The 20,540-nt window shown below is 31.3% G+C and carries 17 protein-coding genes and 1 pseudogene; 16 read left to right on the plus strand and 2 right to left on the minus strand.

The genetic code is table 11. The features are described from left to right. Positions 1-28 precede the first annotated feature (28 nt). The 12 genes and pseudogenes from asnB to QN326_RS03290 all read left to right on the plus strand — a co-directional run bounded on the left by asnB (position 29) and on the right by QN326_RS03290 (position 14,674). Positions 29-1,704, plus strand: a pseudogene (gene asnB / locus QN326_RS03235) (asparagine synthase B). A 203-nt stretch (positions 1,705-1,907) separates the two neighbouring features. Next, positions 1,908-2,261, plus strand: a complete 354-nt coding sequence (locus tag QN326_RS03240) for a hypothetical protein (RefSeq protein WP_034172371.1) — start codon at positions 1,908-1,910, stop codon at positions 2,259-2,261. A 65-nt stretch (positions 2,262-2,326) separates the two neighbouring features. Beyond that, positions 2,327-3,361 carry a phenylalanine--tRNA ligase subunit alpha gene (gene pheS / locus QN326_RS03245; RefSeq protein ID WP_342386476.1) on the plus strand — a complete coding sequence of 345 codons (1,035 nt, stop codon included), beginning with the start codon at positions 2,327-2,329 and terminating at the stop codon, positions 3,359-3,361. Then, complete coding sequence (pheT, locus tag QN326_RS03250; RefSeq protein WP_342386477.1) at positions 3,348-5,816, plus strand: phenylalanine--tRNA ligase subunit beta; 2,469 nt, start codon at positions 3,348-3,350, stop codon at positions 5,814-5,816. The genes pheS and pheT overlap by 14 nt, the downstream gene beginning before the upstream one ends. A 188-nt stretch (positions 5,817-6,004) precedes the next feature. Next, on the plus strand, positions 6,005-7,633 hold the full coding sequence (locus QN326_RS03255) for an ABC transporter ATP-binding protein (protein WP_034172374.1): 1,629 nt from the start codon (positions 6,005-6,007) through the stop codon (positions 7,631-7,633). A gap of 224 nt (positions 7,634-7,857) precedes the next feature. Then, the gene (gene pdhA / locus QN326_RS03260) at positions 7,858-8,949 is read left to right on the plus strand and encodes a pyruvate dehydrogenase (acetyl-transferring) E1 component subunit alpha (protein ID WP_011160949.1); all 1,092 of its coding nucleotides are present in this window, start codon (positions 7,858-7,860) and stop codon (positions 8,947-8,949) included. Between the two features lie 2 nt (positions 8,950-8,951). Beyond that, positions 8,952-9,926 carry an alpha-ketoacid dehydrogenase subunit beta gene (locus QN326_RS03265; RefSeq protein WP_011160950.1) on the plus strand — a complete coding sequence of 325 codons (975 nt, stop codon included), beginning with the start codon at positions 8,952-8,954 and terminating at the stop codon, positions 9,924-9,926. Positions 9,927-10,177: 251 nt separating this feature from the next. After that, the gene (locus QN326_RS03270; protein ID WP_342386478.1) at positions 10,178-11,449 is read left to right on the plus strand and encodes a dihydrolipoamide acetyltransferase family protein; all 1,272 of its coding nucleotides are present in this window, start codon (positions 10,178-10,180) and stop codon (positions 11,447-11,449) included. Positions 11,450-11,470: 21 nt separating this feature from the next. Continuing rightward, positions 11,471-12,844 carry a dihydrolipoyl dehydrogenase gene (lpdA, locus tag QN326_RS03275; protein ID WP_342386479.1) on the plus strand — a complete coding sequence of 458 codons (1,374 nt, stop codon included), beginning with the start codon at positions 11,471-11,473 and terminating at the stop codon, positions 12,842-12,844. A gap of 190 nt (positions 12,845-13,034) precedes the next feature. Beyond that, positions 13,035-13,226, plus strand: a complete 192-nt coding sequence (locus tag QN326_RS03280) for a hypothetical protein (RefSeq protein ID WP_034172377.1) — start codon at positions 13,035-13,037, stop codon at positions 13,224-13,226. Between the two features lie 16 nt (positions 13,227-13,242). Next, positions 13,243-13,623, plus strand: coding sequence for a hypothetical protein (locus QN326_RS03285; RefSeq protein ID WP_342386480.1), 381 nt, complete (start codon positions 13,243-13,245; stop codon positions 13,621-13,623). A gap of 283 nt (positions 13,624-13,906) precedes the next feature. Next, positions 13,907-14,674 (plus strand): TatD family hydrolase, encoded by a 768-nt coding sequence (locus QN326_RS03290; protein WP_034172379.1) that lies wholly within the window; start codon positions 13,907-13,909, stop codon positions 14,672-14,674. A 94-nt stretch (positions 14,675-14,768) separates the two neighbouring features. Here the strand turns inward: QN326_RS03290 and QN326_RS03295 are convergent, their stop codons facing one another. Then, complete coding sequence (locus tag QN326_RS03295) at positions 14,769-15,095, minus strand: hypothetical protein (RefSeq protein WP_034172381.1); 327 nt, start codon at positions 15,093-15,095, stop codon at positions 14,769-14,771. 691 nt (positions 15,096-15,786) lie between these two features. On the opposite strand from QN326_RS03295, the gene plsX reads away from it, so the two are divergent. The 4 genes from plsX to QN326_RS03315 all read left to right on the plus strand — a co-directional run bounded on the left by plsX (position 15,787) and on the right by QN326_RS03315 (position 18,834). Then, positions 15,787-16,902: a phosphate acyltransferase PlsX gene (gene plsX / locus QN326_RS03300; protein WP_034172224.1), complete on the plus strand. Its 1,116-nt coding sequence runs from the start codon at positions 15,787-15,789 to the stop codon at positions 16,900-16,902. Then, entirely contained in the window at positions 16,899-17,615 is a 717-nt protein-coding gene (gene rnc / locus QN326_RS03305; protein WP_342386481.1) for a ribonuclease III, read from the plus strand. The genes plsX and rnc overlap by 4 nt, the downstream gene beginning before the upstream one ends. 4 nt (positions 17,616-17,619) lie before the next feature. Continuing rightward, positions 17,620-18,240: a DnaD domain protein gene (locus tag QN326_RS03310; RefSeq protein WP_173401683.1), complete on the plus strand. Its 621-nt coding sequence runs from the start codon at positions 17,620-17,622 to the stop codon at positions 18,238-18,240. A 126-nt stretch (positions 18,241-18,366) separates the two neighbouring features. Further along, the gene (locus QN326_RS03315; RefSeq protein WP_342386482.1) at positions 18,367-18,834 is read left to right on the plus strand and encodes a hypothetical protein; all 468 of its coding nucleotides are present in this window, start codon (positions 18,367-18,369) and stop codon (positions 18,832-18,834) included. A 79-nt stretch (positions 18,835-18,913) separates the two neighbouring features. Here QN326_RS03315 and QN326_RS03320 read toward each other — a convergent pair whose 3' ends face one another. After that, positions 18,914-20,536, minus strand: coding sequence for a CTP synthase (locus QN326_RS03320; protein ID WP_034172218.1), 1,623 nt, complete (start codon positions 20,534-20,536; stop codon positions 18,914-18,916). Positions 20,537-20,540 lie beyond the last annotated feature (4 nt).

Below are 20,540 nucleotides of genomic sequence, written 5' to 3' on the forward strand. Positions count from 1 at the left end.
TTTTCAATGCGTTTAAAAGGAGAATAAAATGTGTTCAATTTTTGGAATACTAAATATTAAAACCGATCCACAAATGTTGCGTGACCAAGCTCTTAAACTTTCCAGTTTGATGCGTCATCGAGGACCTGATTGGTCAGGAATTTTTGCCTCTCAAAAAGCCATTTTAGCACACGAAAGACTATCAATTGTAGATGTTAATGCTGAAGCTCAACCACTTTATAATAAAACCAAAACCTTAGTACTTGCAGTAAATGGAGAAATTTATAACCACCTAGATTTACGCCAACAATACAAAGATAAATACGAATTTCAAACAGAATCAGATTGTGAAGTTATTATAGCACTATATCAAGAAAAAGGTGTTAATTTTTTAGATGAATTACAAGGAATGTTTGCATTTATTTTATATGATCTTACAAAAAACACCTATCTTATAGGACGCGATCATATGGGAATAATTCCACTTTATATGGGATATGACCTTAACCAAAATTTTTATATAGCTTCTGAAATGAAAGCCTTAATTCCCATTTGCCAAACCCTTTCTATTTTTCCTCCAGGAAATTATTTATCTAGTGAATCTGGCAAAATGGTGAAATATTATAAACGTAATTGGATGGATTATCAAAATGTTTACAACAACCAAACCAACACAACCCAATTACGCAATTTTCTTGAAGCATCAGTAAAAAAACATTTAATGTCTGATGTTCCTTATGGCGTACTTTTATCTGTTGGTCTTGACTCTTCTATTATTTCTGGAATCACTAAAAAATTTGCCAAACACCGCATAGAAGAATCAAGTAAAAAAGAGGCTTGGTTTCCTTCACTTCATTCTTTTGCTGTAGGTCTTAAAGGCGCTCCTGATCTCAAAGCTGCCAAAGAAGTAGCCAATCATTTAGGAACAGTCCATCATGAAATTAATTTTACTATTCAAGAAGGCATAGATGCTTTAAAAGATGTTATTTATCACATTGAAACGTATGATATTACAACTATTCGCGCATCAATTCCTATTTATTTAATGGCTCGCAAAATTAAAGCTATGGGCATCAAAATGGTTCTTTCTGGTGAAGGTGCTGATGAGATTTTTGGAGGTTATCTATATTTTCATAAAGCCCCTAATGCTCAAGAATTCCACAAAGAAACAGTCCGTAAATTAGCTTCATTACATTTATATGATTGTGCACGAGCAAACAAAGCAATGAGTGCTTGGGGAGTAGAGGCGCGAGTGCATTTCTTAGACAAAAACTTTTTAGATGTTGCTATGAGAATTAATCCCAAAGATAAAATGTGTGGCACAAATGGCAAAATAGAAAAACATATTCTACGACAAACATTTGAATCTTATTTACCCAAAAAGATTGTATGGCGCCAAAAAGAACAATTTTCTGATGGAGTAGGCTACAGTTGGATTGATGCTTTAAAACAACTTGCCCAAACCAAAATCACAGATACACAATTAAAAAATGCTTATGTTCGTTTACCTTACAATACTCCTACAAACAAAGAAGGCTACATGTATCGCGAAATTTTTGAAACCTTATTTCCTTTGCCAAGTGAAATAAGTCTTGTTCCTGGTGGTCCTTCAATTGCTTGCTGTACTGCAAAAGCTATCGAATGGGACAAAGCTTTTAACAAATAAACGACCCTTCAGGACGCGCTGCATTAGGAGTGCATAATGAAGCTTATAAGGACAAATAAATTTTATTCAACAATCCCCAACTTAACTTAACTTTATTTTTTGCTTTTAATTGTTTTGTGCGAACCAAATAATAAAAAACAAATAATAAAATAAAAAAACTAATCCAAAATCACAAATCACAAATTATATTTTTTGCAAACATTTCTAACACCCATTTTGCAACTCCAAATTTTTACAACTTTATCCCAGAAAGGATATTTATATGAACCAAAAACCAAGAAAAGCCTTAATTAAAAAAAACAATTTGCCCCAAACCAACACACCCAAAAAACCTTTTTTAAGTAGCAAACTATTAAGCAATTGCATTATTTTTAACTCTATTGTCATTGTTGTATTAGCAATTTATTTAAGTAAACCTACTCAAACAGATATTTACCAAAAAACCACACAACTACATTTAACAGCAATGGTAGCAGGAATGTTTTTAGGAGGTACTATTTTAGGATTAAAAAAAGGATCTTTTGGCGTTTCTTTAGGAGTTTTATTAGGAGCTACCTTAGGAATGTGGCTATCGTTACTTACTAAAGGAAACATTATTTTGATAATTCAAATGTAGTTTTTAATTTTAACCCCAACCCCAATATTTTTCATTTCCAAAATAAAGAAAGTGTTATCATTTTTATGCAAACCAAAATCAAAAATCTAACCGCACAATTTCACACCAGTTTACAAAAAAACAAACATGATTTAGACCAATTAATGACCTTAGACAAAGAATTTTTAGGCAAAAAGGGCATCTTGTTTGAACTTACCCAAGAGCTAAAAAGCCTTCCTCATGCCCAAAAAGCAGTTGCAGGCAAATTAATTAACGTTTTAAAAAAAGAAATTATTTTCACTTTACAAAAAGAAAAAGAAATTTTACAAAGAAACCAACTAAACGCCAAATTGCTCCAAGAAGAAATTGATCCTACTTTACCAGGATTGAAATTTTTCCAAGGAAGCACCCACCCCCTTAATCAAATCATTGAACAAATTGAAGATTTATTTTTATCTTTAGGCTATGAAATTAAAGAAGGCAACGAAATTGAAACTGATTTTTATAATTTTGAAATGCTCAACATGGGCAAAGGCCACCCCGCAAGAGCAATGCAAGACTCTTTTTATATCGACCCCCAAAAACTTTTGCGCACCCACACTTCCAACGTCCAAGTCAAAGAAATGAAAGCTCGCCAAGGAGGACCCCTCAAAATTATTTCTCCTGGAAAAGTTTACCGCAAAGACGATGATGACGCCACTCATAGCCATCAATTTATGCAACTCGAAGGACTTGTTATTGACAAAAACATTAATTTTTCCCATCTCAAAGAAACTCTTTTACTCATTACCAAAGAATTATTTGGCACTTCCCAAGAAATTCATTTAAGACCGTCTTATTTTCCCTTTACCGAACCTAGCATTGAAGTTGATTTAGTAATTACCAAAAAAGATGGCACCAAAGAATATTTAGAAATTTTAGGAGCTGGTTTAGTGCATCCCCAAGTTCTTAAAAACGCTAATTATGACCCTGAAAAATATCAAGGTTTTGCCTTTGGAATAGGTATTGAAAGAATTGCTATGATTAAATATCAAATTGACAATATTAGACATTTTTATACTAATGATATTCGCTTTTTAAAACAATTTGCAAGGAACACCGCCAACAATGAAAATTATTGAAAATATTTTAAAAAACCATTTTTCGCAACCCCTTTCCCAAAATATTTCTGCCTTAACTAACAATTATATTACCGAAGTGCAAAATTTTTTCCCCCTATCCAAAAACACTAATTTAGTGGTGGGGCAAATTCTTAACTTTCAAAAAATTAAAGGTTCCCAAAAATTAAATTTAGTAGAAGTTAACACTGGCACAAAAGTAGTCAAAATTGTTTGTGGAGCTTCTAATTTACAAAATGGCAAAAAAGTTATTGTAGCTTCAGAAGGTTCTTTTTTGGAAGGCATCAACGCCACCCTTAAAAACAAAAAAATTTATGGAGTTTTTTCAGAAGGAATGCTTTGTGCTTTGGAAGAATTGGGAATTAGTACCAAATTTTTAACTCCCCAAGAACAAGAAGGAATTTATCTTTTTGATGACCCCAACGACCAAATTGCTTTGGGAAGTAATGCTTTAATTCCTTTAGGACTTGATTGTTTTATCTTAGAATTAGGGCTTACACCCAATCGTGGTGACCTTTTATCTCACCTAGGTTTTGCCAAAGATCTCAAAGCAGTTTTGTCTTCTCAAAGTTCCAATAACAATCAAGAAACAAAAGCAACCAACTACAAAACACAAAACAGCGAAGACCAAACAACCCCAAAAACGCTCCCCCAATTAAACCCCGATTTTTTTGCAAACTTGCCTCAATCTCCTTTAAAAGTCCAAATTGAAAACGACAGTTGTTATGAATACAACGCTTGTATCCTGGAAAACATCAAAATCAAACCTTCTCCTTTATGGTTGCGAAACGCCCTCTTACAATCAGGCATCAACCCAATCAACAATGTTGTTGACATCACTAATTTAATTTTAATCGAATACGGTATTCCCCTACAAGCTTTTGATTCTGAAAACATCAAACAAATCAAAGTTAGAAAAGCCTTACCACAAGAAAATATTACAACTCTTAACCAAAATGATTTTGTTTTAGATGAAAATGATTTAGTTATTACAGATGGCAAAAAAGCCATTGCTCTAGCTGGTATTGTAGGACTTTTAGAAAGCAGCATTAAACCTACAACTACTAAAATTATTCTTGAAGCTGCTTATTTTTCGCCCCAAACTATTGCCCAAACTTGTCAAAAACTCAAAACCAAAACTGAAAGTTCCCTACGTTTTGAAAGAGGCATTGACCAAAGTCTTATTCCTTTAGCTTTTCAAAAAGCATGCCAACTTTTAGTCACTTTAGCAGATGGCAAAATTACTTACCAACCTATAATTACAAAACAAAAAAACCGTACCAATCCTACTATTTCTTTGAATCTTGATTTTGTTACAAGAAAAATTGGCGTTTCTTTGTGCCCTACTCAAATCAAAAATTGGTTATTAAACCTAGATTATCAGATACATACATCCAAACATTTAGGACCACAGAACAAAAACGAACAATTAAACCTCCAAGCTCCTTTACGTCGTTATGATATCAAAATTAAAGAAGATGTCATTTCTGATTTAACTAGACTTTATGGTTGCCATAAATTACCTCCCCAAACAATTCAAATCCCTACTCAAGGAAAATTAACCTTAAAACAAAAAAATATTAGAGAATTGCGCAAACTCTTAGTTAATTTAGGATTTTATGAAACTATTACTTACAGTTTAATTAGCTCTGAGATGTTTGAAGTTTTTACTCCTCAAAAACCCTTTATCAAAATAATGAATCCTTTGTCACAAGACAAAATGATTTTAAGACAAAGTTTGCTAAGTAGTTTAGTAGAAGTTTTAAGCTATCAGCACAAACGACAAACTTTTGATACTGCTTTTTTTGAAATTGGAAAAACTTATTTTCCCAACCAAGAAACATTAAGTCTTGCTTTTGCTTTGAGTGGTCATTTCTTAAATTCCTTGTGGTACAAACAAGATGTTTCAAGTTCTTTTTTTGTTACCAAAGGCATCCTTGAAAAAATTAGTGCTTTTCTAGGCATTAACCTTACTTATCAAAAAACACAACAACATAGTAATTTTCATCCAGGAATGCAAGCCAATTTGTTATTTAACAATCAAATAATAGGAGTTATCGGAAAAACACATCCCCAACTTAATACCAAATACCACTTAAAAGAAAGTTTTCTTTGTGAACTTTTTTTAACGGATGAAATTCTTAACACTACAAAAACGTTTACCTTCCAACCAATTCCTAAATTTCCTACTGTTATTCGTGATTTAGCCTTTTTAGTAGATACCAAATATTCCTTTTATCAAATCGAACAAACCATTAAACAAACTACCCCTTTTGATTTAATCAAATGTGAATTATTTGATGTTTATCAAATACCTAAAACCAAAGAAAAACATTCTCTTGCCCTTAGACTTTTTTTCCATAACTTAGATAAAAACTTAGAAAAACAAGATGTAGAACATTGTATGGAAAAAATTACTTCTAATTTGATTAAACACTTTCATATTGAAATTAGATAAAAATAGATAAAAAAAATATTGCTTTTTAAGTGTATATGCAAATATAATATTTGTGGTAAAATAAGTAAAATAATAGGGTAGTTAAATTAGTTTTTTTACCCTTTTTATCTTTTTGCCTTTTTACATTTGTATAATTATAAATTTTTTTAATCAATAAAACAACAAAAAAACTAAAGGAGTCTTTAAAAATGTTTAATGTCAACCATTTAAGCAAAAATTACGTTACTAAACGCGGTAATATGACGATGTCCTTACAAGACGTTTCTTTAAAATTACCTGATAAAGGTATGGTTTTTATCTTAGGTAAATCAGGTTCTGGTAAATCTACTTTATTAAATGTTTTAACAGGCATTGATGTTGCAAACGGCGGCGTAGTTGAAGTATGCAAAGTTCCTATTACAACTTTTAATCAAAAATATTTAGATAATTATCGTAATGGAATGATTGGTTTTATTTTCCAAGAATTCAACTTAATAGAAGATATGAATGTATTTGAAAATATTGTCTTAGCATTACAATTACAAAATAAAAAACCAGATGTTGCCTTAATTAATGATTTAATGAATCAAGTAGGATTGGATGTTTCATTCCTAAATAGAAGAGTTAATGAACTTTCAGGAGGACAAAAACAACGTGTTGCTATTGTTCGTGCTTTGGTGAAAAATCCTAAAATGGTCTTTGCTGATGAGCCTACAGGAAATCTAGATTCAGAAACAGGAACCCAAGTTTTTGATTTACTTCAAAATTTAAGTAAAGAAAAATTAGTAGTTATTGTATCTCATGATAGCGAAAGTGCTTATAAATATGCTGATCGTATTTTAGAATGTAAAGATGGTAAAGTCATATCAGATATGACAAGAAAAAAAGACACTACTAAAAAAAGCAAAGACAAAAAACAAGTATTTAAAGAAGGTCAAGTTCTTACAGCTGAAATGATTGCAAACTTAACTAACTTAACTAAAAATCCTGCTTTAGAAAACTTTGATAAAACTGATGAGACTAAAGTATTACAACAAGATACTGATTTTGTATCTTTTCCTAGTTGTTTGCCTTTTTCGTTTGTTGCTAAGGCTGCTTTAAAGAGTTTTAAAAATAAAAAGTTTTTCTTGGCATTGACTGTTTTAGTAACTGCTATTGCAACTTTTATTTTTATGTTTTTTGCTTTTACATTTTTGAGTTATAAATGGTTCGGAATCTGTGATAAAATATATCAAATGTATGAATTATTTGAAGGATATAAAGGATATGTAGAATTATATTTGTTTGTTGGTGTTGTGCAAATAGCTGTTAAAATTATTCAAATTATAAGTAGCCCTATGTTCTGGGTTTGGATTTTATCTGTTCCAGGTGCTATGATTATGCTTTATTTTTCTATGAGTGCCAAACTTCAAAATAAAAAAATGGGTATTCTAAGAGCTTTAGGTTCTAATGGTGTTAATGTTGGTAAAATCTTTTTAGTTGAAGCATTCTTTTTTGCTTTATTCCAAATGGTTTTAACTTTTGTATTATTATTAAGTATTTTACTTTGGTTTAAAGATGCATCTATATTATTTTCATCTTTCGATATGAAACCGTTGCCCAATTTTGAAAGTGAAAATGACATTATGGTTTTCGATAATTCTTTAGTAAATTCGAAAAATAAAGGCATTTTATTATGGTTTACATCACCATATTTAGCTTTCAATCCTTTTGTAAGAGTCCTTTTATTTAATTTATTATCATTTAGTTATGTCTTTTTAATGACTCTACTATTTATATCTTTCATTATTTATAAATGGTCTAACAAAAAACCAGTTGACATCATCAACAATAAATAAATATTAATTGAAATACCATATATTATAATATATGGTATTTTTTTTATCTCTTAAACTTGCAATTTTCATTATTTTGTTTCATCATTTGTCTTAATTTCAAGTACAATTTAAGTGTAGATGTATATTATCAAATAACACTAAATTAATTATATTTAGTAACACAATAAAGGTATAATACATTTAATCAAAAACAAACTAATATAAATAAAATAAGGAGTATTACAATGTTAACGAATGTGTACGACCCCCTAAAAGGTAAACAATTCCAAATACTTGACGAAAATGGCAACCTTGTTCAACCTGAATTAGAACCAAAATTATCTAAAGATGTTTTATTAAAAATGTATAAAACAATGGTTTTAGGTAGACAAGCTGATTTAGCAGCCTTAAAATATCAACGCCAGGGACGTATGGGAAACTATTTACTTAACTCAGGGCAAGAAGCATCTCAAGTAGGTGTCGCTGCTGCCTTAGAACCCCAAGATTGGGTATCACCTTATTATCGTGATGCAGGAATTTTTCTTTACCGTGGAGTTTCTTTAGAACAATTTTATCTTTACTGGTATGGCAATGAAAAAGGCTCTCAACTAGACCCTAAGTTGCGTATTTTACCAGCTAACATTATTATTGGCTCTAGTGTTAATTTAGGAGCAGGACTTGCCTTAGCAAGCAAAATGCAAAATAAAAAAGAAGTAACTATTGCAACTATTGGAGACGGAGGAACTGCACACGAAGAGTTTAATGCAGGTCTTAACTATGCTGCTGTTTTTGGAGTACCATTAGTAGTATTTATTCAAAATAACCAGTATTCTATTTCTAATCCTCGTAACAAAGTATCCAAAGCTAAAACTTTAGCTCAAAAATGTTATGCTTGTGGAATTCCTGGCATGCAAGTAGACGGCAACGACATTTTAGCTGTTTATGTAGCAGCCCAAGAAGCCTTTAACGAAGCGCGAAAAGGAAACGGACCTACTTTAATTGAAAATGTTTCTTATCGTCTAGAAGCACACTCCACTAATGATAATGCTTCTGTTTACCGTAGCAAAGAAGAAGAATTAGAGTGGCGCAAAAAAGACCCAATTGTACGTTTTCAAAAATACTTGATGAATAAAGGTTATCTAACTCAAAAACAAGTAGAACAATTTGAAAAAGAAGCCCAAGAAGAAGTTGTTTTAGCACACCAAAAAGTAGAACAAACAGGCAACAACATCGATATTAAAGATATTTTTGCATACACTTATGAAAAAATGACTCCTCAATTAGAAGAACAATACGAAGAATGCAAAGCTTTTTTCAACACAAAGGAAGGTAAATAATAATGGCTTCAATGACATTACTAGATGCAATTAATCAAACTTTAGATAGCAAGTTAGCAAAAGATCCTCGAGTAGTTCTTTTTGGACAAGATGTAGGAAAATTAGGCGGCGTTTTCCGCGTAACTAAAGGCCTACAAGACAAACACGGAGAAACTCGCGTTTTTAATGCCCCTATTGCTGAATCTTCTATTATCGGAAGTGCTATCGGACTTGCAATTAACGGCATGCGACCAGTTGCAGAAATCCAATTTGATGGTTTTATTTTTGTAGGACTAGAAGACCTATTTGCCCACGCAGCCCGTTTGCGTAACCGTAGTCGTGGTAATTACACAGTACCTATGGTAGTAAGAGTCCCAGTTGGTGGAGGGGTAAAATCCTTAGAACATCACTCCGAATCATTAGAAGTAATTTTGGGCTCTGTTCCTGGTCTTAAAGTAGTTATTCCATCTAATCCTTACGACGCTAAAGGTTTATTAATGGCTGCTATTAACGACCCTGATCCAGTAGTCTACATGGAACCTAAAAGAATTTATCGTGGTTTCCGTCAAGAAGTTCCCGAAACAGATTACGAAGTCCAAATCGGTAAAGCCAAAGTCGTTCAAGAAGGCACAGACATTACAGTTGTAGCTTGGGGAGCAATGGTACCAGAAACACTATTAGCCCTTAAACAACTTGATCCTAATGTTTCCGTAGAACTAATTGATTTAAGAACTATTAATCCTATTGACAGAGAAACTGTAATTACATCTGTTAAAAAAACTGGACGCTTTTTAGTAGTTCATGAAGCATGTAAAACTTACGGACCTGCAGGAGAATTAATGGCTTTAGTTAACGAACAAGCTTTCTTATACCTAGATGCAGCTCCTGCCAGAGTTACTGGAAATGATATCACAATGCCTTTAGCCAAAGCAGAACATTATCAGTTTTTAAGCCCTGAAAAAATAGCTGATGCTATTAAAAAAGTGGTTTGCGAATAAGATAACAAAAAGATATAAGGATATAAAAATATAAAGGCAAAACAACCCTTTTCTTTTGTCCCGAAAAACAACACATTAAAACTACTTCCAAATCAAATTAAAAACTCAAAATATCTAAATAAAACTAAAAACCACAATCATAACCATAACCACCAACCAAAACACATACCAAAATAAAAATTAAAAACTAAAAAAGCAAACAACAAAACCCCAACCAAACTAAACTGCATTATAATCAAGGAGATAAAAATATGTTTGAATTTAAATTTGCTGATGTCGGCGAAGGCATTCATGAAGGTACAATTACAAGATGGTTTTTTAAAGTGGGCGACCAAGTAAAAGAAGGTGATGTTTTAGTTAAAGTTGAAACTGACAAATTAGACGTTGAACTAACTTCTCCTGTAGCAGGAAAAATCTTAAAAAGAGACCTTAATGAAGGTGAAGTTATTTGCGTAGGAGATACTATCGTTTTAATCCAAGAACCAGGTGACACTGATGCAGATGTTAAAAAGTTTTCTTCTCAAAACCCTAATGAAACTGCTGCTACAGAAAAAAACGACACCCAACAAGCACAAACATCCGCACAAACCTCTTTACCACCTCAAAAAGTACTTGCTACTCCATTAGTAAAAAGTCTAGCCAAAGAACTAGGACTTGACCTTTCAACCATTAAAGGAACAGGTGTAAATGGAAAAATCTTAAAAGTAGATGTACAAAACGCAACTAACCCTTTACAAACTCAACCACAACCACAAACACCACAACCAACAACCCCTTTTGTCCAAGAACAACCAACCCCCACCCCAACTTTTGCCACATCTAGCCAAGAAACAGAAGTAGTAAAAATTTCTCGCCTCAGAAAAGCCATCGCCCAAAAAATGGTTCTTTCCAAAGGCAAAATCCCAGAAACTACTCTAATGGACGAAGTAAACATTACTGCTTTAGTAACACTACGCAAACAAGCCAAAGATCAAGCACAATCCCAAGGAATCAAATTAACTTTTATGGCTTTTATCATGAAAGCAGTAGCGATTGCCTTACAAGAATTCCCATTATTTAACGCTAGTTATGATGACGTTAAAGAAGAAGTTACTTACAAAAAATTCATTAATTTAGGAGTAGCAGTTGATACCAAAGACGGTCTAATCGTTCCTAACATCAAAGATGCTAACAAATTAACTCTTTTAGAAATGGCACAACAACTACAACAAGTAGCCAAAGCCACTACCGAAAGAAAAGTAGAATTAAATCAGCTTCAAAACGGAACTTTTACTATCACTAATTTTGGTTCTATCGATATTACTTACGGCACTCCAGTTATCAATTACCCTGAATTAGCTATTTTAGGAGTAGGAAAAATCACCAAAAAACCTGTAGTTGAAAACAGTCAAATTGTAATTGCAGACATGCTTCCTCTTTCCTTAGCAATTGACCACCGTATTATTGATGGTGCTGATGGCGGTAGATTTTTAAAACGCGTTAAAGAATTGCTAAATAATACTACTTTATTGCTTTTATCCTAACAGAAAGACCAAGGGCAAATTATGAAAAATTATGATGTTTTAGTGATTGGTGGAGGTCCTGGTGGATACGTTGCTGCCATTAAAGCTGCTCAAATGGGTGCTAAAGTTGCTTTAGTAGAAAAACATAAATTAGGTGGTATTTGTCTTAATTATGGCTGTATTCCTACCAAAGCTTATTTAAAAAGTGCCAAAATGTATAAAGATATCAAACGTTGTGCTGATTTTGGAATTAAAGTACAAAACGGCGTTTCTTTTGATTGGTCCTCCATTTTATCACGCAAAAATAAAATTGTTGCTCAACTTACTACAGGTATATCTTTTCTCCTGAAAAAAAATAAAATTGATTTTTACCATGGTTTTGCAAGTGTTCTTTCTCCTTGCGAAGTCCAAGTAGACACTAACTTATTGCACACCCAAAAATTAATTATTGCAACAGGCAGTACCGCTTTTGTTCCTCCTATTCCAGGTGCCCAAGAAGCTTATCAAAAAGGCATTCTTAAAACTAGTAAAGAATTACTACAACTAGAAAGCTATCCTTCCAAAGTTACTATTGTAGGAGGCGGTGTTATTGGAGTAGAATTTGCAACTATTTTTAATTCTTTTGGTAGTGAAGTGACTATTTTAGAAAGACAAGACACTATTCTAAATGGTATGGATAGGGAAGTTGTTGTTGCATACACTAAAAAACTTCAAGCAGACGGCATCCAAATTTTGAATCAAGTAGAAGTAACTAAAATTAATGACAATCAAACTACCTACACTCAAAAAGGCAATGCCAAAACAATTACTTCGGATGTTATTTTAATGGCTGTAGGCACCAAAGCCAATCTTGCAGGCTTAGAAAAATTAAATTTAGCCCTCAACCGCAATAGCGTCCAAACTGATAATTTTTGTCAAACTTCAATTCCTGGAGTATATGCTATTGGTGATGTAAACGGCAAACACATGTTAGCTCACGTGGCAAGTCATGAAGGTATTGTAGCTGTGACTCACGCTTTAGAACAAAAAGCACATCCCATTAATTATGACCGTGTTCCTGCTTGTATTTATGGTTTTCCTGAAATTGCTTCTATTGGCATGACCGAACAACAAGCCAAAGAAAAACAAATGGATTATAAAGCTTCTAAAATATCTCTGGGAGCTGTTGGCAAATCTTTAGCTGATGGCGAAAAAGAAGGTTTTGCTAAATTAATTGTTTGCAAAAAACATTTAGAAATTTTAGGAATGCATATTTATGCTTACAATGCTACTGAATTAATTAGTGAAATGGCTGTAGGAATGGAACTTGAAGGAACTGCTTACGAACTATCTCAAGCAATTCATCCTCATCCTACCTTATCAGAACTTACTTTTGAAGCTCTTTTAGGAGCCGTTGACAAACCAATTCATGCATAATTATTATTTGATCTTTTAACAAAAAAAGAACCTTTAATAGGTTCTTTTTCCTTAAATTGGTGATGCAATTATGAAAACCCAAAAAAGAAAAAGAAAACGAAGCGAAATAAAACAACAAAAATAAAATAAAGATAAAGCACAACATTAAATATTAAATCCTCAAATATTTTTGAATAAAAGGAGATGATAAATGATTACTAAATATACAATTAGAAAAGTTTTATTTTTTATCTTATTATTTGCAGATTTTACCATAGCTTTTCTCGAAAAAGCCAAAATATTTACAATCCCAGATAAATATTGGGCATTAAGTTTACCTTTTATTTATTTGTTGCCATTTTTGACTCTTTCTGGCATTCCTTTTTATATTGGATTTAAATGATCCCAAGGTAAAGAATTTGTTTAATAAAGACCCTAACAAGGGGGGAACACTTCAAAATATTGATTTTGGTGAATCTATTAGGCCAGATTTTAAAGCATGCATGTATGATGGCAATATAGGTTTTAATTCTAAAGAGAAAAAAACTAAAATAGTTTGTTGCTCTTTTGTTTTAGCTGTTATACTAATGATTTTATCACTATTTTTTAGTGTGGAATTAAAAAAAGAAACATTGGCAAAATTTTTATTTTATATTTCTTTAACTTATTTTATTTGTTTTTATATCTATTTTACTTTATATTCATATAGTGTTTTATGGTTTTTATATGTTAAATTTTTTAAATGGTTAGATTTTGCTTATTTTGAAAAAGATTTTATCCAAACTATCAAAAAAACATAATTTATTTGCTATTAGTATTTTTTATTATGAAAACCAAAAAAAGAATAAGAAAAATAAAGATTAAAAGCCCAACATTTATTAAATAAATTTTTGTTTTGCTTTCTTATGTATCTAATTATAAATTATTATTACTTTTAACCTTGCAAAATAATTTACCCTATGAAATTAACAAATCTAAAATCACTTCTTTAATCTTTTATATTTACCATTTTTTAAAACTTATAAATAACAACAAAATAACCATTTTCCAACCCCTTAAAATCAAAAAAAGGAATACATTAAAATGTTAATAGACACTCACGCTCATCTCAATCTTAAAACATATAAAAATAAATTAGATGATGTTTTTCAAAAAGCTTGGAATAATGACGTCAAAAAAATGATTGTTATAGGCATGGATGAAAAAACTAACCAAAAAGCATATGAAATCGCTAATAAATATAAAGAAGTAATGGTAGCTTTTGGGATTCATCCTTGTTCTGATTTTTCCCAAGAAACTCCCGAAAGCATCATCAAATACCTCAATCATCCGCAAACAGTTGCTATAGGAGAAATTGGCCTTGATCTTCATCACAGACAAGATAATTTAGCTGTCCAAAAAAAGTTTTTTCAAGCCCAAGTTAAAATTGCTATCCAATATAACTTACCTATTATTATTCATGCACGCAAATCTTTTGAAGAAATTTATCAACTTTTACTACCTTATCGCAATCAAGTTAGAGGAGTTTTTCATTGTTTAGTTTTTAGTTTAGAAGAAGCCAAAAAAGCTTTGGAACTAGGTTTTTACATTGGAATTGGAGGAGTTGTTACTTATCCTCATGCCCAAGTTGCCCACGAAATTGCAAAAACTATTCCCCTAGATAAAATTTTATTAGAAACTGATTGTCCTTATTTAACTCCTTATCCGTTTCAAAATGAAACCAATGAGCCTTATCATATCAAATTAATTGCCCAAAAAATTGCTCAATTAAGAAATATTTCTTTGCAATGTGTTGCTACTCAAACAAGCAATAATGTAGCTAAGTTGTTTTTAAATAAAAATTCTTTTTAATCTTTTTGGCATATCAAAAAAATATTTGAAATATAGAATAATTCAAAATCACACCCAAAAAACATCCCTTATATAATAAAAAAATCAACTCCGCTTATACGAAGTTGATTTTGCTTTTTTCTTCTTCATCAGTTTGGCGAAAACTATCTACATCTAACCAAACTTCAGAAACAGTACCACATTTACTTTGCTTAACTTTTCCTTCTAACACTTTAATAACTTGTCCGGGTTGCAAAAAAAACTCAGGATTATCAGCGTCAATATGAGTAAAATTCATAAGAACTTCATCATATTTTTGTTTACAATTATCAGTTCCTACACAAATATTAGTAGCAAACCATTGTCTTTTTGAACTACCATTTTGTTTTAAATATCTAACTTTTACTTCTAAATAAAAATTTTTAACGATTGCTTGTTGCATGCATTCCATTTTCTAACACTTCCTTTTACAATTTTTTGTTGATAAAATCGTTACTTTTCAAGTTTAATTCATTACTTAAAAACTTAAAATAATGAAATTATCTCCTAATATGATAAAATAATATTGAACTGTTTAATGTAGTTTTTTTATTTAACATTTCATTTACTATTATAGCAAATTATTATAAATTTTATTTTGATAAAAAAATATTTGTAATAAATTTATCATTAATTTGTTCTAAATTATCTTTTTGTTTCTATAATTATTTGTCAACCAATCTTTTGATATCATTATTTGCCTCTTTATTTTTTTTATTTTTGCCACATTTTTGCCAAGACTTATTAATTGCAACTTGAAAATTATTTTGATAATGCTTTTTCTGAAATTTCTTTTAATTGCAAATGCTTTGAAATTTTAACTCAAAAAGGCTAGAAGATAATTATTATCAAAGTAATTTATTATGATGGATTATAATTTTTCAACACTTCACAAAAGAAACAATCAAATTATGATTTAGCCCTATTTTTATTTTTTGCCTCTATATTTCGATTTGGTAAAAATAAAATACTTTTTAATGAACCCCAAACTTAAAAAACCTCAAACGTTTTATTTACCAACAAAACAATTTAATCTAAAAAACAAAAACAAAATCAAATTTCAAAAACAATACACAAAAGAAAGGAGCTTTTTTATGATTAAAATAGCAATAGATGCCATGGGAGGCGATTTTGCCCCATTAGAAATTGTCAAAGGAACCTTGCTTGCCTTAAATAAAAATAAAGAACTTCACGTCGTTTTATATGGCAATCAAAAATTAATAACTCCACTTATTGAAAAAACTCCTTTTTTTGGCAACAACCAAATTACTATCAAACACACCCCTTATTTTTTAAGATCAGCCGACAAAAATATAAGAGACCAATTAAAAGCCACTCCCAACGCTTCTTTATTTTTAGCGCTTGAAGCAGCCAAACAAGATGAGGTTCAAGGAGTAGTTTCGGCAGGCGCTACCCAAATTTTGGTCTTAGCAAGTCATCTTATTCTTAAAAAAATGCCTTTAATGCAAAGAATTGCCATTGCCCCTATGTTTAATTCCTTTGATAATCGAACAAGAATTTTGTTAGATGCAGGCGCTAACACCGAACTAAAACCCCAGCATTTGCACACTTTTGCAAATTATGCCACCATTATTGCCAAAGAAATTTTAGAAATTCCAAATCCCCAAATAAAACTACTTAACATCGGAACAGAGCCTACCAAAGGAAGAGCTTTGGAACTTGAAACTTACCAACTTTTATCCCAAGACTCCAATCTTAATTTTGGCGGTAACGAAGAACCTCAAAACCTTCTTACTACTTCAGCAGACATTTTATTAAGTGATGGATTTACTGCCAACATCGCCTTAAAAACTTATGAAGGCACAATTCTTAATTTCATGAACCACTTAAAAACTATCCTTACTAAAAATCTTATCAAAAAAATGGCCACTAAAACTTTATTTAAAAAACCACTACAACAATTAAAAAACCAACTAGACCCACGCCAAATTGGAGGAGCTATGCTTTTAGGACTTAACAAAATTGTCATTAAAGCTCACGGCTCTTCCCAAGCTTACGCTTTTTGCCAAGCTATTTTACAAGCTCAAAAACTAATTAAAGCCCAAGTAAATCAAAAAATTGCTCATTCTTTAGAAAGTGCAAAAAACAAAGAAACCCAAAGTAAACAAACATCAACAACAAACACAGCTCCCAAAACCTCTGAAACTCCCAAAAATTCTGAAACCACCAAAGAAAGCCAACCCCTATGAAAAACATCCAAACTCTTTTTCAAACCCTCAATATCACTCCCCAAAACCTTGCCCTTTACAAACAAGCTCTTACCCACAGCTCTTATTCTAACGAACAAAACCCACCCCAAGAAGACAACGAAAGACTTGAATTTTTAGGAGATGCCATCGTAGGCTTACTTATGGCTGACTATCTTTATTCCCAATCCAAAGAAGACGAAGGCATTATGACTAAAAAAAGAGCTCAAGCGGTGTGTGAAAGGTCACTTACCATCTACGCTCAAAACATTGAATTGCAAAATTATCTTCTTTTAGGCAAAGGCGAAAAAAACAAAGATTTTAATGCTAAAAGTATTATGGCAGATACTTTTGAAGCCTTATTTGGTGCTATTTATCTTGATTTAGGATATTTGACAGCCAAAAAAGTTTTTCATAATATTGTCTTACCTCACTTAGCCAAAACTATCTATATTATTGATTTTAAAACTCAATTACAAGAAATAGTTCAGTCAGAAAAAAAAACTATCCAATATAAAATAGTCCAAGAGCAAGGACCTGCTCATTCTAAAAATTTTGTAGCAGAAGTTTATTTAGAAAAAAATCTTTTAGGAACAGGTGAAGGCAGCACTAAAAAAGCCGCTGAGCAAAAAGCAGCCCAACAAGCATTATCAAAAGTTGCCAAGCCCAAAGAACTACTCAACAACAAAGGCGGCAAAGAAAAGGAGCTTCAATAATAATATGGTTATGTTTCAAAAAATTTACGAAGATGGTTTTTTACAAGTAGAAAAAATGTTAATTCAAGAATACCAAAAATTAGGATTAACCTACCCTGAACTAACTATTTTGCTATTCTTACTAGATTTTTCCAAAAAACGCGTCTTTTCGTCCAACGCCTTAGCCAAAAAAGCAGGAATCACTAAAAAAGAAGTAGAACATATTTTAGAACAATTAATGTCAAAGGATTTTTTTGACCTTTCCCAAGAAACTAAAAACCATAAAATTATTGAAGTTTTTTCACTACACCCCACTTTTGCCAAGCTAGAAAAAATCTATCAAGACCAAATTCGCGAATCCAAACGCCAAAACCAACTTACCTTAATCCAACAAACTATTGAATATTTAGAACACAACAAAGGACAAACTCTTACATCTAACGAATTAGACTTAGTTAGAAATTGGTATCAAGACCAAGAATTTAGTCATGAAGAAATTAAAAACACAATTGAAGAAGCTCTTTGTGTTAAAAAAACCTCTGTTTTTTACATCAACACTTTGCTTGGCAAAAAGAAATTTTTGACAGTTATACCCGATGAAAAAGCAGACAAAGCCTTAGCAAAACTTTTTAAAAAAATAAAATAACACTCAGTTTGGGCAAACAAAAAGTCAAGCTTACTCTTTTTATGTGTTATAATTACTTATGTAATTATTTTTTTAGTATTTCAATTATTTTATTTATGAAAAATAACTAGTAAAGGAATTAAAAAGATGAAATTTTTAGCAACTAAACGAGGAAAAATGATTACTGGCATTATTTTTATTACTGTTACTCTTTATGTAGGTTTAGGTTTTTATATTTCTTTTAATCCTGTTAACTGGCTTTCTCCTAAAAAAGTTTGGGCAAAACAAGCAGCTCAAAATTTGTATAATTCAGTTGAAAAGTTAACAAAAGAAGAAAATAAAGGCAATGTTAATTCCAAACTTGCCAGCATTAAAACTAATTTAGAAGCAGTAAATAAACACGTAATTGCATATTATAAAGAATCAACTAGCAATGAATACGAAGTAGTAAAAGACCTATACGAAAAAATTGTTAAAGCAAAAGACGATGCTTATGATTATTTAAAAAAAAACGATAATAAAGCAGATGATACAATTTTTTCAAATATAAAAAAATTATTTAAAAACGATAATGCCAAAAACCTCCAAGAAAAAGTTAATAATTTAACCAAATAAAAACACCCTTATTAAGGGTGTTTTTTATTATACATATAAAAAAAACTACCTTAAAAAGGTAGTTTTTTTCATTTATAAATTATTTATTTTTTTGATTTAATAAAGACGCTTCAACAAACCCTTTAAATAAAGGATGTGGTTTTAATGGTCTTGACAAAAACTCAGGATGAAATTGTACTGCAATAAACCAAGGATGGCTTTTTAACTCAATAATTTCACAAAGCTTTTGTTCTTGATTTATTCCAGAAACAACAAAATCATTATTTTTTTCAAATAAAGCAACATAATGAGGATTCATCTCAAAACGATGACGATGTCTTTCATAAATTATTTCTTGATTATAAATAGCTTTACTTTTGGTGTTGGCTTTAAGATGGCACGGATAAGAACCTAATCGCAGGGTTCCTCCTAAATTGCTGTCAACTATTTTTTTAGTAATTACAGGATGCGGCGTCTTTTCGTCAACTTCCAAAGAATTGGCACCTTGTAAATGTAGCACATTGCGGGCATATTCAATAACTGCTAACTGCATACCTAGACAAATCCCAAAGAAAGGAATATTGTTAGTTCTTGCATAATTAATGGCTAAAATTTTGCCTTCAATAGCGCGATTGCCAAAACCATAAGGAACTAAAATACCATCATAGTCTTCAAGCAAAGAAGAAATATTGTCTGGCGTTACTTTTTCAGCATCTATCCATTTAATTTCCAGTTTACAATTATATTGATAAGAAGCATGTTTAAGAGCTTCTATGATTGATAAATAAGCATCATGTAAAACAATGTATTTACCCACTAGAGCAATGACTACTTTTTTTTCTAAATTTTGGATGCGTGTAATTAGTTGTTGCCAGGCTTGCAAATCGGCGTTTGAAAAATTAGTAAGTTTTAAATGTTGTAAAATAAAATCATCGATTCCTTGATGATGCAAGTTAAGAATCATTTGATATAAAATATCAACATCTAAGGCTTCAAAAATAGCTTGTGGATTGATGTCACATAAAGCAGCAATTTTATTTTTGGTTTCTTGGTTGATAGGAACTTCACTACGTAAGACCAAAATTTGAGGTTGTATTCCTAAAGCACGTAATTCTTTAACGCTGTGTTGGGTAGGTTTTGTTTTGATTTCTTGAGCTTTTTTTAAATAAGGAACTAAAGTGGTATGAAGATACAAAACATTGTGATAACCAAAATCAAAGCGCACTTGTCTGATGGCTTCTAAAAAAGGCGATGATTCAATGTCTCCTACGGTGCCTCCAATTTCTACAATAACAACATCTGATTTGTGAAAAAGAGCAGCATCAATTAGTTTTTGTTTGATTTCTTCAGTGATGTGTGGAATAACTTGAACGGTTTTACCTAAGTATTTGCCTTCGCGTTCTTTATTGATCACACTTTGATAAATTTGCCCTGCAGTGACATTTGACTTTTTGCTCATGTTTTCATCTAAAAATCTTTCATAATGACCCAAATCAAGATCAGTTTCAGCGCCATCATCAGTGACAAAGACCTCACCGTGTTGATAAGGGCTCATTGTTCCAGGATCAATATTAATATAAGGATCTAGTTTTTGAATACTTACTTTAAGACCTCTATTTTTTAAAATTTGTCCAATAGAAGCAGCAGTGATGCCTTTTCCTAGGCTTGAAACGACTCCTCCAGTAATAAAAATAAATTTGGTTTTTAAATCTTTATTATTCAAGTTT

It is taken from the genome of Candidatus Phytoplasma asteris (assembly GCF_038505995.1).
Taxonomy (GTDB): Bacteria; Bacillota_I; Bacilli_A; order Acholeplasmatales; family Acholeplasmataceae; genus Phytoplasma; species Phytoplasma asteris.